Origin of the sequence: Peribacillus simplex (assembly GCF_030123325.1) — a bacterium.
GTDB classification, from domain to species: domain Bacteria; phylum Bacillota; class Bacilli; order Bacillales; family DSM-1321; genus Peribacillus; species Peribacillus simplex_D.
In genome coordinates this window covers 3,127,283-3,142,057 of record NZ_CP126106.1, presented here as the reverse complement: position 1 = coordinate 3,142,057, position 14,775 = coordinate 3,127,283, and the positions used below count along the sequence as shown (strand labels likewise).

Below are 14,775 nucleotides of genomic sequence, written 5' to 3'. Positions count from 1 at the left end.
TGGTGACTGTGGCTGAAACTCCAGCTGAAGATTTGATTCATTATATTGCACCAAAAGGAGAGTATATCCCTTTTTTAGATGATACGGACTATATCGCTAAAGGATTGGAATGGAAATTATTCACTGCCCGTTCGGTAAAAAAAGAACTATTATATAAAAGCGGCAGTATTCAAGCTAAAGTCAAATTGGCAGGTTATGAACAATACGGAAATGGCCTTGACACCGTAGTTGTTGAATTTGAAAATGGTAAGCTTAGTTGCATTCACCCTTCCTATTTAAAGGAAATGCAAAGCACCAGTTTCGGAAAAGAATTGTTGAGTGGACCGGTTTCCGAAACATCCGCAGATTCAAGTGAAACTGAGCAGGTGATGGAAGCTCCAATTACGGAAAACTCCAATCTGCAAAGTGCAGAACCTAAAAAGGCAAAAACCAAAACTAAAAAGACGACTGCAAAACCTAAATTGGACTTACCTGGGGAAAAAGTGCATTTCACCGCAACGGTCAAGGAGTTCACGGCGAAAATGAACCATTTCACTGGTGAAGAAGATGAAGTTATACTCTTGGAGAATGTCAAAGTGACAACGGAGCCTGAATTGACTATCGGTGATGCTTGGTGTGGATATAGCAAGACATTAAAAAAAGCTGAGCTCGAAGAAGGGGACGCAATCGAATTTGATGGAAAAGTGGTCGACAAAAAATACAATAAAGAAATACGTTATAAAGTTAATAATCCATCTAAGTTAGTGAAAAAGGAGATGTAAGCTTTAACGCAGGAGTTCTTGAAATGAAAGGGAGTAAGCCGCCGCTTACTCCCTTTTTAGTTGTATTAATCAGTTTTCAAAAGGAATGAATGCGTTCATGTGTACTTATTAGAATAGATGAGTGCATTCCTGGAATATATTCGTTTGTGGAGTTACAACTTATGACCATTCACCAATCGTATAGTTAGGGGTTTCGCTTATGTGGTTTCATATATTCCAGTGTTGGGGATAATACATTATGATAATGGATTTATAAAAAGATTAGGGGGATTTTTATATGAAAGAGTTATTTCGGCTATTAAAACAAGGTAATAAATCGGCGTTCATTGCTGCCTGTGTGAATAGTATCATCGCTGTACTAAAGGGGATTGCTTATTTCATGACAGGGAATGTCGCCATGTTTGCTGAAACTTTACATACTTTGGGCGATGCTGCGAATCAGTTTTTCGTCTTCATTGGTTCCGCACTAAGCAAAAAGTCACCAACTGATCGATTCCCTGATGGTTTTGGACGTTTGGTTAACCTCGTATTACTAGGGGCAGTATTGGTTGTCGGGATCATGTCATATGAAACGGTTAAAGAAGGGTTCCATCACATTTTGCACCCTGCAGAATCAACGGGTATCCTTATTAATTTGTCCGTCCTTTCGTTAGCGGTCGTGTTGGAATCATATGTATTATTTAAAGCGATGAAAGAAGTGGTGCATGAGACTGGAATCGAAGCTAAAGGAGCAGCCGTCATATTTAAGAGCTTTGCTGGTTTAAAAAGAGCTAAACCAGCGACGAAATTAGTATTCATGGAAGATATGGTAGCAACCGGTGGTGGGATACTTGCGATAATTGCCATTTTATTAGCAAACTTCACGCCCTTCATCCAAGCGGAAGGCGTTGCTTCCGTCATGATCGGGCTCGGTATGTTCTATGTGGTTGGCAGGGTTTTTCTTGATAATGCTGCAGGTGCTCTTGGGGAAGCCGATATTGAAATGCGACAAAAAATTGGAGCTATGGTCATGGATGATCCAGACGTAAGAGATATACAAAAACTGGCCGTAATAAAAGAAGGGGAAGACTTTCATGTTGAACTTGAAGTGGAACTTGATCCCCATATTTCGATCGCCCAGGCGGATGACATTAAAGATCGGCTGTTTAATGAGATATTCAAGGAAAGAGGAGTAACGGATGTCATTATAGAATTTGATGAAAATGACGGTATCCCAAAATGGGAAGATCAGATAAAGAAAGAATTGAATGAAATGAAAAAAGAAGGGGAGTAGAAGATGTTTAGACTGGCAGAATACAAAGTGGCCGGATAAGGATATTAGGTTGATTATAAAAATCATGAAACGAAGGGGAATGCCTGTTCAATTATTCACGCACTTTCCTTGTATATGCATTATAAGCTATCATGGACTTAGTTACATAAAGAAGGATTATGGAAGGGTGAATAAGAATGAAGGAACAAGATATTAAGCTGGTTGCACTTGATATGGATGGCACGCTACTCAATAAGGCTGGAGAGATATCCCCAGAAAATCGGAGAGCGATAAAAGAAGCAGAAAATCAAGGGATTTTTGTTGTATTGAGCACAGGAAGATCCTATGCGACATGCAGTGATTTTGCAAAGTCAATGGAACTCCAATCATACCTCATTACCGTAAACGGAAGCGAAATATATGATAATCAAGGAAAACTGGTGGAAAGGAATATCGTCGATAGTGAGTCCATACAATGGATGTGGGAATTAAGCCAAAAACATGGTACACATTTTTGGGCAATTAGTTGCGATAATGTTTACAGGGCTGAAATGCCTGAAAAAATCCATGATTCGCAATGGCTTAAATTCGGTTTTGATACAACTGATGATGACGTCCGCCAAATCATCATGGATGAATTGGTATCGAAAGGAAACTTCGAAATAAGCAATTCGAGCCCAACGAATATTGAAGTGAATGCCATGGGCGTCAATAAAGCGAAAGCGATAAAGCTTGTATGTTCATTGCTTGATATTACGATGGATAATGTTATGGCAGTAGGTGACAGCCTTAACGACCTTGCAATGATTTCTGATGCAAAAGTGGGTGTGGCGATGGGAAACGCCCAGGAAATTGTGAAAGAAAAAGCAGATTGGGTTACAGCAACAAACGAAGAAGATGGTGTGGCTAAGGCCATACGCAAATGGGTGCTTTCAAATTGAATCGAAACTGTATATGGGATGTATTCCATATACAGTTTTTTATTGAAATGGCGCTGAATGACAAGTTCATTCAGCTGTTGAATTAATTTCTTGAAAATTGTGTATTTTAGAAGTATGATAATCTTGTAGTGTTATATTTTGGTAATATATTAAAATGGGAGGTTTCATAGATGACAAGAAGTTTGCCTGAACAGTGGTGGAATCAATTATCTTTACCAGTTATCTCAGCACCTATGTTTTTAATATCCGGTCCTGAGTTAGTGAAAGAATGCTGCTTGAATGGGGTGATCGGCTCTTTTCCAGCACCGAACGCGCGGCCGATTGAGGTACTGGATCAATGGATGAGTGATATAAACGACACATTGATTGCAGCAAAGGGTAAAGAACCTGGTTCAAAGATTGCCCCATGGGCAATGAATATGGTTGTCCACCGTACATATAGCCGTCTTGAAGAAGAGTTGGAATTGGTCAAAAAGCATCAGCCTCCCATCGTCATTACATCATTAGGTTCACCAAAACATGTGGTGGATGTCGTACATAGCTATGGCGGGTTGGTCTTTTCGGATGTCAGCTCCGTTGATTTTGCTAAAAAAGCTGCGGAGTCAGGTGTGGACGGATTGATCTTGGTTGCTGCGGGAGCAGGTGGTCATGCTGGTGAGATAAATAGCTTTGCTTTCGTGGACAGCGTAAGGACATTCTGGGACGGAATCATTTTGCTTGCCGGATCCATCAGTACTGGTCACAGTATCTTGGCAGCTCAGGCTGCAGGAGCGGATCTTGCATATATGGGTACACGTTTTATCGTGGCAAAAGAGAGCAGGGCAAATGATGAATATCGTGAAATGCTTGTCGATTCTGATCATGATGACATCATCTTGACTGATGCATTTTCAGGCGTTAATTGTAATATGCTGAAACCGAGCATCAGAAAGGAAGGTTTGGACCCAGAACAATTAGCCAAAAAAGAAAAAGTCGATTTTGACAGTATGTCCAAATCATCTGAATCTAAAGCGTGGCGTGATATTTGGTCAGCGGGTCATGGCGTAGGGGCGATTAAAAAAATAGATACCGCTGCCGGAATCATAAAACAATTAGAAAAAGAATATCAGCAATCCTTAAAGAAACTGACCGGGCAGGCGGAAAAATTAAAGGGAATTATATCAAAATGATATGTAAGCGCTTCATTTAATTATGCTAATATATCTAATTAAAAAGGGTATCCATAATGGATACCCTTTTTTGCCATGAAATAAAGAGAAAATTTTATCACTCGATGATAAGGTCTTAATCAGTAAAAAGGCAATCTAAACAGGGTATAAAGAGATAAATAGTAAATATAGGATGTAAGACAATGAAAAAATATTGATAAAAGAATGGATAAATGTTATATTATTTTTCGTGATAATGACCAAATGAACAATATAGTCATTAGTTACTGTTTGCGTGAAAAAGTAATATATATTAAAGATTAAGATAATGAATTTTAAAAATATATATTGCAGAAGCAAATGGGATAAATATGTATTCTTCAATCCGTTTTTCACCGAAATAGATTAAATAAACGGCATATTCGTCGTATAGGAGGGCTTGGTAGGCGTGTTAAAATCTTTAAAGGGTGAATTTTTAGCCATAATAAAACATCCTATGATACTCATTTCCATAATAGGGATCATACTGATTCCCTTATTATACAGCGGCACTTTCCTTTGGGCATTTTGGGATCCATATGGTAAGGTGGACCAATTGCCTGTTGCCATTGTCAATATGGATGAGGGTGCGGAGTTCAATGAATCGGAACTTACAATAGGAAAAGATTTAGTCAAGGAGTTAAAGGAAAAGAAGGACTTCGATTGGCATTTCGTCAGTCAAAAAGAAGCAAATGAAGGCCTGGAAAAACAAGAATATTACATGAAGATAGAAATCCCGAAAAACTTCTCCAAAAATGCAACGACCTTACAGGAGGACAATCCGGAAAAACTAGATTTAATTTATACGTCCAATGAAGGGTTCAACTATATATCCACTAAAATAGGTGACGCAGCTTCGGAGAGAATTAAAGGGGAGGTTTCGTCAGCCGTTACGAAAACCTACGCGGAGTCAATGTTCGATAATTTGAACGAAATGGCTGACGGACTCAAAAGTGCCAGTGACGGAGCTGGAGAATTGAAAGATGGAACAGATACAGTGAAGAACGGATCAAGTGAACTTGGTGAAGGGATTAACTCAGCTAAAGAAGGCTCCAAAAAAGTGGATGAAGGAATTGATTCCCTTCATTCAGGTTCTGTCAAAATCCATGAAAACCTGGAAAAATTAGCTGAAAAATCATTGACCTTTTCTAATGGGGTCGGTTCGGCAGCTGCAGGATCAAAAGAACTCAATCAAGGGTTACAACAGTTTAGTTCTGGTGTTGGACAAATGAAAGATGGGCAATCCGAGCTTTTGCAAGGAGCCAAGAAATCTGAAGCGGGTACTGGTGAATTGGCCTCTGGACTGCAACAGTCATTAGAGGGCTTCAATCAAATCGATGAAAAGCTGCCTGCTTTGACAGAGGGAGCAAATGGTGTAGCTGCTGGAGCTTCCCAACTTTCAGGTTCATTGTCTGAATGGAGTGCAGCATCGAACGAAGCAAAAGCAGGGGCATCTGAAGTTTCGGCAGGTTTGGATGAAGTAATCTCCGGATTGAAACAACAATCTGAAGCTACGGATGATCCTGAAGAGAAAGCGCGTTTGGAGGGAGTGATCAATTCTCTGACCCGCATCAGTGAAGGTAGTAAAGGAGTATCTGCAGGAGTAGGGAAACTATCGGCAAGTGCAACTGAAATTGCTAAAGGCTCAAATAGTCTTAGTGCTGGAGCTAATCAATTAGGTGACGGCACGACTGCAATAAGCGGAGGTTTCACTCAATTGAAGCAAGCTCAGGAAAAACTCGCCAATGGGGCGAATGAACTGAAAAATGGTCAAGGTCAATTGGTATCTGGCTTGACAACATTTGGCGATAGTATAGATTCTGCACAAAGTGGGCTTGGACAGTTAACCGAAGGCAGCAATAACTTGGTAAGCGGGCTTGATCAGCTTGAAGATGGCTCCAAGCAATTATCAAGTGGAACCTCACAGCTTTCCGAAGGTTCGAAAGGTCTGGTTACAGGAACGGATAAGCTGAAGGAAGGTTCATCCAGCCTTAATAGCGGAATGGGAGAACTGGCGAATGGAGCCATTAAGTTACAAGATGGAATCGCCAAACTTTCAGATGGATCTGCAGAATTACATGACGAATTAAGTGATGGTGCAAACGAAGCAGGCAAGATAAAGTCCAATGAAGAAGTATATGACATGTTTGCAAGCCCAGTTAAAGTGGATAAATTACCAATTAATAATGTCCCGAATTATGGCACTAGTTTTGCACCATATTTAATTTCATTAAGTTTATTTATCGGAGCTATCGTTCTGACGATCATCTTCCCGTTAAAAGATCCTGCAGTTAAACCTGCGAGTGGATTTAGCTGGTTTATCAGTAAATTCAGCGTCATGGCACTCGTAGGAATCTGTCAAGCCATTTTGGTGGACTCGATTTTAATTTTAGGTCTTGGAATCAATGTTAAGAGCCTGCCGCTATTTTTTGCAGTAAGCATTCTTGCTAGCTGTACATTCATGGCAATCATTCAGTTCCTGGGTTCGGCCTTTGACAATCCTGGCCGGTTCATAGCATTATTGATTTTGATTCTTCAACTGACCAGCAGTGGCGGAACATTCCCGAATGAATTAGTTCCTGGCTTCCTGCAAGGATTCACACCGTTCCTACCGATGACATATTCCATTAATGCTTTCCGTGCAGTCATTTCAACAGGGGATTATAGCTTCATGTGGCATAATCTTGGCATATTGGCCATATTCCTCGTTGTGGCATTAATATTATCACTTCTTTACTTTATTTATCGGTATAAGAAAATGAACGGCGCTTTAAATGAAAAACAGGAAGAAGCAACTGTATAATGATCAAAAAAACAGCGACCCGTCATGGGTCGCTGTTTTTTGATGGATATCAGGTAATAAGTGAAATGCAGGGAAATTAAAAGTGCCCCTAAAATAACACCCATCATAAAGATATGTATTCCTGTTCTCATGGAATGAGCAATTTGCAATACAACGGTTTGTTTGTGAAAAAACTTTGGTGCAGCCTGTACAATGAAGTAATTATGCAATCAGCTATACCCTTGTCTTTTGAGAAGCAGGTGCATATTTCTTCATTGGATTTTTTGCAATGACTTCCTTTAAATAAGGATGGCCAGAAGGTCCTGGTTTTCTCATGAGTTCCATTAGGTAAGATATATCGTCCATAGCCCTGTGCGTTTGGAAATTTGTGATATTATGTGCCTGCAGTAATGTTAAGAGTTTACTATTCTCAAATCCGTATTGCTTCCAAGGCACATTCCGCATCGTACAGAACCACTTTTGATCATTGATTTCCGGATACATTTGGTAAAGAAAACTTCTATCGAATGAAGCATTATGGGCGAAAATCGAATCGGTACGGGCAATGAAGGATTTAATTTTTTCATCGTGAAAACTTTTTCCTTCTACGGAGCTGTATGGAATTCCATGAATTCTGTACGCTTGATCATAATTCCTCCTTGCTCCATAGGAGAGAGGCTCCCTTAAAAATGATTCCTGATCAACAAGATTAATAATTTCCCCTGTTTCACTGCTATATGTAAAGAGTATAAGAGCAAGCTCGATAATTTCATCTGAAGTGGGACGTAAACCAGTTGTTTCTACGTCAAGCACTAAACCTAATCTATTAGACAATTTTTTTTCCTCCAGTTGGGTTACATTCTTCTATTATAGCTGACATAGGATAGCTATTGAAAGGGTAATGATTGTTTTAAAGTAGCATTTTTAACTTGAAAAAGATTAGTCATTCCTGAAAAATGCTTGTTAAGAGCAAGTGGGAACCAGCAATGATAAAAAAAGGCTCTTTTCGTAAAGATTTGTTTTTAAAACGAAACAATTTAACGTTGATTGGAGCGCTATAGCCCTTTGTTTGTCATTGTACCAATAAAATGAAGAGAAACCTTCATGCCATTTCAAGAACTGATAAAACGATATCGATTTTTCCGGTGCAGTTGCCATTTCTTTTTGGACGATTTCATAAATTGCTTCATAATTCCGTGTGCGTTTGTATTTGTTAATCAGAAGTTTAATGGTTTCTATGTAATTATAAATCGGTTCATTTTTAGTCGTGAAGAAATAATGCAGGTCAACTTTAAGTTTATCCGCAAAAAGTGACAATTCATCAACGGTTGGAGAAGAGATGCTTCTTTCATAATCTGACAGGGCATTAGTTTCACATATATCCTTAGCCAGTTCTTCTCTTGTAAGATTTTGTTTAATTCGTAATTCATTGATAACAGAGCCAACCTCTATTTTCATTACAAATGATTCTTTGTACCTATGTCTAGAATTCTATTTTAACATAATTTTATTTTTATAAGAACGATAATTGAAAGATAGTATGATATAACTACTTTACGTGTGTTCTGGAATGACATTTTTTTGAAGTGGAAACTGCAAGACTTCTTTTCTAAAGGCTCTTTCGTAAAGATTGTTGTTTTTAAAAACGAAACGATTTAAGGGTGATTGGAGCGCAAGTGCGAGACTCCTGCGGGAGCAGCGGGACAGGTGAGACCCCACAGGCGTTTACACCGAGGAGGCTCACCGCCCGCCCCGCGGAAAGCGAGCATCTGGAGGGGAAATCAACCACACCGCTTTACTTGGTAAATAGCAACAAAGTATGCGAAAACAGCCTTTCTAAATAAAGTGAAAGATCCCGCATATTTTGCTTGGAGTCTCTAATCCCGGATAATAGCAAGCTTTAGATTTGGAATATAAGGATAAAAAAAGGAGGCGGCAACCTGCCGCCTCTAACGTTTTTAATTTCCAGTGAATTGCTGGGTCCAATAGTGGGAGTATTTCCCACCTGTCACATGCCCAATTCCAATATGTGTATAGTTCTTGTTCAGGATATTGGCCTTATGTCCAGGGCTGTTCATCCATGATTTCATGACAGCATCCGCACTAGGTTGACCTGCTGCGATATTTTCCCCTGCGTACTTATAACTGATTCCAAAGGATTTCATCATTTCGAAAGGCGATCCATAACGGGGGCTTGTATGATTGAAATAATTACTATCTCGCATATCTTCGGATTTCAAAATTGCTACGTTAGAAATGGCTGTATCCATTTTAAGAGAAGGGAGGCCCGATTTTGACCGTTCTTCGTTCACTAAACTAAGGACCTGCTGTTCAACTGATTGACTTTCTTCGCGATTAACTGTGGTGTTGGACGTGGGAAGATTTATGATTTGTCCGATTCGAATTTGATTTGCATCGTTTATAGAAGAGTTCGTTTTAAGTAATTCGTCAATGCTTACATCATATTCAGTGGCAATTTTCGTTAAGGTATCTCCTTTTGCCACCTCGTAAGTATTGGCTCCCAGAGCAGCTTTTGGAGATAATAGGGATAGCGACAGTGCTGATAAAAGGATGATTTTCTTCATTTTGATTCCTCCTAGTAGAATATCTGGATTGGAAGTATAGTATGCTATAAAAATAGTTTTGTGTAAAATTAGCTCATTAACATTCTTTATTGAAATGGGAAAAAGGTATCGAATGGGAAGATGAATGTTAAGGGTACATATAACCCGGAAGTGTTAAGGGTAACCAAAATCATAGGGCTTTTTGATAAATTGGAAGAATTATTTCATATAGAAAAAGAATCATTTTACGTTTGCAGGCCATGTTTGTCAGGGTAAATTATAAGAACATCAAAACGATATAGTTATATGGAACTAAAAATGATGGAACTAATAAATTTTCCTAAGGGTGGAGCTTGTATGGATTTAAAGGCAGGGAAAATGTTTTGGAAAGATACATTTGAAGCTAGAAAATATCCAATGTTGGAAGAGGAGCTTTCATGTGATGTTTGTATAGTAGGGAGTGGTTCATCGGGGGCACACTGTTCCTATTTTTTGGCAGGGACGGGTCTGAATGTCGTCCTGATCGATAAACGGGATATAAGTGAAGGAAGTACGGTTCGAAATACTGGACTTTTACAGTATTCAAATGATAAAACATTAACTTTCCTCATCCATAGTTTTGGAGAAGAAGCTGGGACACGACATGTTCAGCTTTGTTTGGACGCCATTCGGACACTTGAGAAAGAGGTTGTTCCAAGTTTAATCGAAAACCCGGATTTTAAAATTAGAAAAAGCTTATACTATGCATCCAATCCCGAGGATGTTTCCAAGCTTAAGAAAGAATATAGTAATCTTAAATCTACTGAAAAAGAGCTTGACCGAAAATTTTCGTTTTCAAAAGAAGGAGCGCTGGTTCCAGGTAATGATGCTGAAATAAATCCTTATAAACATGCACATTTATTGATTGATAAGGCTTTTTCGAAAGGCGTACGTGTCTAATCAAAAACGAAAATCAATGGGAAGATATTAAAAGAGAATCTAACCCAGTTATTAACTGAAACCGGACATACGATACATGCACAGGCGGTCATCTTCGCAACTGGGTATGAAGCCCAAGAAGAAGTGAAGGATAAAAATGCAGTGATCCTCAGTTCATATGCCATCGCAACAAATCAAATAGCCGATCAAGCTAAATGGCATGATAATATGATGATCTGGGAAACGGCAGGCCTTATTTATATGCAAGAAAAACTCCTGACAACCGAATTATCATTGGTGGTCTTGATGAATCCATCGATTAGCTGGAGAAGAGGGATTCAATGATTTTGAACAAAAGAGATAAATTATTGAAGCAGCTTATCTATTTGTTTCCAGAATTAGAGAATCGGGTCGGGGCTGATTATTATTGGGGAGCTTTTTTTGGTGAGACCCATGATGGTTTACCGACAATAGGAATATATCCTAACCATCCTAATTGTTATTTCTTATTAGGCTATGGCGGTAATGGGACGGTTTACAGTGTCATCCTTTCCAAAATCATCAGGGATTTGATTGCAAAGGGAGGGAATGAGGACTCGGCATTGTATGTTAAGGAAAGGAATTTTTCAAAAAGTATTGTCCACTAAGACAGGTATCTCTTCTTCAAGAATAGAATAAAGTAGACAACTGAATATACCGGGGGGATACTTCGATGTGGTTTAAGGAATTGGAAACAGAAAGGCTGCGTTTAATCGAAATAGGTCACCATCATGCTGAGAGCCTGTTTGAAATTCTCTCTAAAGATGAAGTGACCAAATATGATGGAATAGAAAGTTTAACCCGAGTTGAAGATGCCCGCCGCTTAATCGACTCGTTTAAAAGTGCTTATATAAACAAACGTGGGATGCGGTGGGGAGTCACTTTAAAGGATTCAGGCAAGTTCGTCGGTACTGTTGGCCTGAATCAATTGAGCCTTGCGAACAAACGGGCCGAAATAGGATATGAAATCCATCCTGAATATTGGAGGAATCACTTTACGTCAGAAGCTGTCAACGAAGTATTGCGCTATTGCTTTGAAGAATTGGGACTAAACCGAATCGCTGCATTAACTTTCAAGGATAATATTGCATCCAGAAACCTCTTGAAGAAATTTGGATTTAAAGAGGAAGGCAGCCTTCGAAGTTATCTTTTTCTTCGGGATCAATCGCATGACGCCCTTGTATTTTCCTTGTTAAGTACAGAGTATTGCCAGTTAAGACAACAAAGTATTCAGGGATCAAATAGATTATAGTTTAGTATTAGAACATTGCAGCTGGCCAATAGTGCCAGTTTTTTATTTGTAGAATAGCCCTTCCTTTACTGATGATTTTAAATCTCTAAAGGACAATATACATATTTTTCATGTTAAAATAGAGTGCGGATTCATTAATCAGTCCGGAAGGACATTAAAAGGAGCAAAATCATTGTGAAGATATTATTTCCGTTGCTTGCGGTCCTGGGCGGCATCACCATTGCCATACAAGGACAAATCAATGGTGGATTAGGGAAAAAAGTGGGGGTTATTGAAGCTTCTTTCATTTCGTTTGGAATCGGTACACTCGCTTTATTATTTATTGTTTTGTTCGCTGGAAATGGAAACATTTCTGCCATCGCGTCTGTACCAAAATGGCAATTGATAGGCGGACTGTTAGGGGCCATTTATGTCATTGTGATAGTATTGGTCGTCCCTCAGATTGGAGTGGCACCTGCATTGGTCGGGGTTATCGCAGGCCAGATACTGATCGGGGCAGTCATTGACCATTTTGGTTTATTTGGAGGCGTACGAATCCCATTGGATGCGAAAAAAGTCGCAGGCATTTGTTTACTTTTCGTGTCATTATATTTATTTAATCATAAATGAGGAAGGGGCATTATTCATTTGCTTTGCCGCGTGCAAATAGGTGAGAAACTGATGTCCTATCTTTATTTCTACATAGTTATTATCCGTTATTTGGGATTTTTTTGAAAAGAACTCAATATTTTATTGAGAAAAAATATTATTCTACTAAAATATATGATTGAATTGGGAATGGTTTGCTAGGAAAGTGGTCTTAGTAACCAAACCGGTTGGAATTATTAGAATATTTAGAAATAAATAGACGAGCGAACTTATATGAATACTGTCATAAAGGTGTTTGAAAAAACCACTGGAAGTCGGAAGTCATTTACATCAAATAGGTTATCATTTCTTTTTACCTAGTATCTAGATCGAATTGATTAGCAAATAATTACTATCTTGTGAAAAAGTACTCATCGGTTTATTGATTTTTTGATTTATTCGTAATATACTTAAAATTCAACATCTTTAATTCGAGGTATAGTACCCTTAGCGAGGTTGAAAAGACGGTGATTTTTCACTAGTAAACTGCATTAATGCTTTTTTAGGGAGAAATACGGATTTATGCAAACGGTTCGCTAGTTGTTTTTGGTGGATTCTGCAATGATGCTTCTAACTTTCCTCGCTGACATTATATGTACTATACGGAAGATTAATAGGTGCTAGAAGGATAATCTCTTAAATGGGAATATTCTAAGAAAGATTAAAGATGAGGGGGAATATTTTTTGAAAAAGTCTAAATTTTCAGTGCTTGCTCTTCTTATGGCCATCATGCTATTGCTTGCGGCATGCAACGGCGGTTCGAAGGAAACTTCGAATGAAAAAGAAGGCGGCTCCGGTGACTCATCCGGATCAAAAGTATTAAACGTAAACAACTCAAGTGAACCTGGTTCGCTTCACCCTGCCAATGCGCAAGGTACACATGAATCATGGATCCTTGAACATACGTTTGAGGGACTGACAAAGAAAACGGAAGAAGGCAAAATCGTACCTGGTTCTGCTGAATCATGGGAAATCAGTGAAGATGGATTAACTTGGACATTCAAATTGAAAGATGGTTTGAAATGGTCAAATGGAGATCCGCTTACAGCCAATGACTTCGAATATGCTTGGAAATATGCTTTGAAACCGGAAACAGCTGCTGATTATGCTTACCAACTTTATTATCTTAAAGGCGGGGAAGCTTACAACAGTAAGAAAGGGAAAGAAGAGGACGTAGGCGTTAAGGCCACAGACGAACATACGTTAGTGGTCACTTTGGAGCAGCCTACACCATATTTCCTTGACTTGACTTCTTTCTATACTTTCTACCCAATCAATAAAAAGGTACAGGAAGAAAATCCAAAATGGGCTTTGGATGCAAAAACTCACGTTTCAAACGGGCCGTTCAAATTAACGGAATGGAAACATAAAGAAAGCCTGAAAATCGAAAAAAATGAAAATTACTACGATAAAGATAAAATCAAATTGGATGCAGTTAACTTTGCTCTAATTGAAGATGAAAATACAGCATGGCAAATGTATCAGAGTGGCGAATTGGACCTCGCTTATCCACTTCCAGTGGATATTCAAGGTCAAATGGTCAATTCTGATGATAAAGAATTCAAAATGGGCAAAGAACTTGCTGTTTACTATTACAACTTCAATACGGAAGTAAAACCTTTCAATAATGCAAAAGTCAGGAAAGCGCTTTCAATGGCTATCGAGCGTCAAAAAATAACCGAAAATGTTGCTCAAGGCGGACAAAAGCCTGCTTTCGGCGTAGTCCCTCCAGGAATTCCTGATGCATCTGGAGATTTCCAGGAAAATACAGGTAACCTATTTAAGGAAGATGTTACCGAAGCTAAGAAATTGTTAAAAGAAGGACTTGCTGAAGAAGGCATGAAAGAATTACCAGAGTTTTCAATTTTGTATAACACTTTAGATTCACACAAGAAAATTGCTGAAGCCGTTCAAGGGATGTGGCGTGATAACCTAGGTGTTGAAGTGACACTTGAAAATGCAGAATTCCAAGTTAAGCTTGATCGTGAAAAAGCTGGCGACTTTGAAATTTCCCGTGCAGGATGGGTTGGTGACTATGTTGACCCGATGACCTTCATGCTTTGGGAAACGGACGGGGCTTATAATGATGCAGGTTGGTCCAACAAAGAATATGATAATTTATTAAAAGAAGCAAAATCTACAATGGATCCAAAAGAACGCATGGATGCTTTGCATAAAGCAGAGAAAGTCATGATTGACGAAATGCCGATCCTTCCGGTTTACTTCTATACAAAACCATATATGGTTAAATCGAATGTTACTGGAGTTTATGCTCCGATTAACGCTTATCCGAACTTCATTTATGCGGATAAAAAGTAAGAGAGTGATAATAGTGAAATGGGAGGTATGTCCGATTAAGGACGTACCCCATTTTTCAATTGCGAATTTGAATATTTCATGCATTCATTTCCGTTTTCAACTTCTTAGAAAATCGATGATTGGGGTGATTACC

General features: G+C 38.9%; 14 protein-coding genes. 11 read left to right on the top strand and 3 right to left on the bottom strand.

The window, feature by feature from the left end; translation table 11 throughout:
* Positions 1 to 8: 8 nt before the first annotated feature.
* The 5 genes from QNH43_RS14800 to QNH43_RS14780 all read left to right on the top strand — a co-directional run bounded on the left by QNH43_RS14800 (position 9) and on the right by QNH43_RS14780 (position 6,944).
* Entirely contained in the window at positions 9 to 761 is a 753-nt protein-coding gene (locus tag QNH43_RS14800; protein WP_283914707.1) for a hypothetical protein, read from the top strand.
* Between the two features lie 277 nt (positions 762 to 1,038).
* Positions 1,039 to 2,034, top strand: a complete 996-nt coding sequence (locus tag QNH43_RS14795; protein WP_283914706.1) for a cation diffusion facilitator family transporter — start codon at positions 1,039 to 1,041, stop codon at positions 2,032 to 2,034.
* A gap of 176 nt (positions 2,035 to 2,210) precedes the next feature.
* A complete protein-coding gene (locus QNH43_RS14790; RefSeq protein WP_283914705.1) occupies positions 2,211 to 2,954 on the top strand; it encodes a Cof-type HAD-IIB family hydrolase in 744 nt (247 codons plus the stop codon).
* 170 nt (positions 2,955 to 3,124) lie between these two features.
* Complete coding sequence (locus QNH43_RS14785) at positions 3,125 to 4,123, top strand: NAD(P)H-dependent flavin oxidoreductase (RefSeq protein WP_283896293.1); 999 nt, start codon at positions 3,125 to 3,127, stop codon at positions 4,121 to 4,123.
* 427 nt (positions 4,124 to 4,550) lie between these two features.
* Positions 4,551 to 6,944, top strand: coding sequence for a YhgE/Pip domain-containing protein (locus QNH43_RS14780; protein WP_283914704.1), 2,394 nt, complete (start codon positions 4,551 to 4,553; stop codon positions 6,942 to 6,944).
* 213 nt (positions 6,945 to 7,157) lie between these two features.
* On the opposite strand, the gene QNH43_RS14775 is transcribed toward QNH43_RS14780, so the two are convergent.
* From QNH43_RS14775 to QNH43_RS14765, 3 genes are all read right to left on the bottom strand, one after another.
* On the bottom strand, positions 7,158 to 7,757 hold the full coding sequence (locus QNH43_RS14775) for an exonuclease domain-containing protein (protein ID WP_283914703.1): 600 nt from the start codon (positions 7,755 to 7,757) through the stop codon (positions 7,158 to 7,160).
* Between the two features lie 129 nt (positions 7,758 to 7,886).
* On the bottom strand, positions 7,887 to 8,381 hold the full coding sequence (locus tag QNH43_RS14770; RefSeq protein ID WP_283914702.1) for a helix-turn-helix domain-containing protein: 495 nt from the start codon (positions 8,379 to 8,381) through the stop codon (positions 7,887 to 7,889).
* A gap of 500 nt (positions 8,382 to 8,881) precedes the next feature.
* Positions 8,882 to 9,508 carry a CAP domain-containing protein gene (locus QNH43_RS14765; protein WP_283914701.1) on the bottom strand — a complete coding sequence of 209 codons (627 nt, stop codon included), beginning with the start codon at positions 9,506 to 9,508 and terminating at the stop codon, positions 8,882 to 8,884.
* Between the two features lie 336 nt (positions 9,509 to 9,844).
* Here QNH43_RS14765 and QNH43_RS14760 point away from each other — a divergent pair, with 336 nt between their 5' ends.
* The 6 genes from QNH43_RS14760 to QNH43_RS14735 all read left to right on the top strand — a co-directional run bounded on the left by QNH43_RS14760 (position 9,845) and on the right by QNH43_RS14735 (position 14,642).
* A complete protein-coding gene (locus tag QNH43_RS14760; RefSeq protein ID WP_283914700.1) occupies positions 9,845 to 10,426 on the top strand; it encodes an NAD(P)/FAD-dependent oxidoreductase in 582 nt (193 codons plus the stop codon).
* A gap of 123 nt (positions 10,427 to 10,549) precedes the next feature.
* Positions 10,550 to 10,750, top strand: a complete 201-nt coding sequence (locus QNH43_RS14755; protein ID WP_283914699.1) for a hypothetical protein — start codon at positions 10,550 to 10,552, stop codon at positions 10,748 to 10,750.
* Positions 10,747 to 11,052, top strand: coding sequence for an FAD-dependent oxidoreductase (locus QNH43_RS14750; RefSeq protein WP_283914698.1), 306 nt, complete (start codon positions 10,747 to 10,749; stop codon positions 11,050 to 11,052). Before QNH43_RS14755 ends, QNH43_RS14750 begins: the two co-directional genes overlap by 4 nt.
* A 65-nt stretch (positions 11,053 to 11,117) precedes the next feature.
* Positions 11,118 to 11,696 (top strand): GNAT family N-acetyltransferase, encoded by a 579-nt coding sequence (locus tag QNH43_RS14745; RefSeq protein WP_283914697.1) that lies wholly within the window; start codon positions 11,118 to 11,120, stop codon positions 11,694 to 11,696.
* A 174-nt stretch (positions 11,697 to 11,870) separates the two neighbouring features.
* A complete protein-coding gene (locus QNH43_RS14740) occupies positions 11,871 to 12,305 on the top strand; it encodes a DMT family transporter (RefSeq protein ID WP_076369604.1) in 435 nt (144 codons plus the stop codon).
* Between the two features lie 702 nt (positions 12,306 to 13,007).
* Positions 13,008 to 14,642, top strand: a complete 1,635-nt coding sequence (locus QNH43_RS14735; RefSeq protein WP_283914696.1) for a peptide ABC transporter substrate-binding protein — start codon at positions 13,008 to 13,010, stop codon at positions 14,640 to 14,642.
* Positions 14,643 to 14,775: the final 133 nt, after the last annotated feature.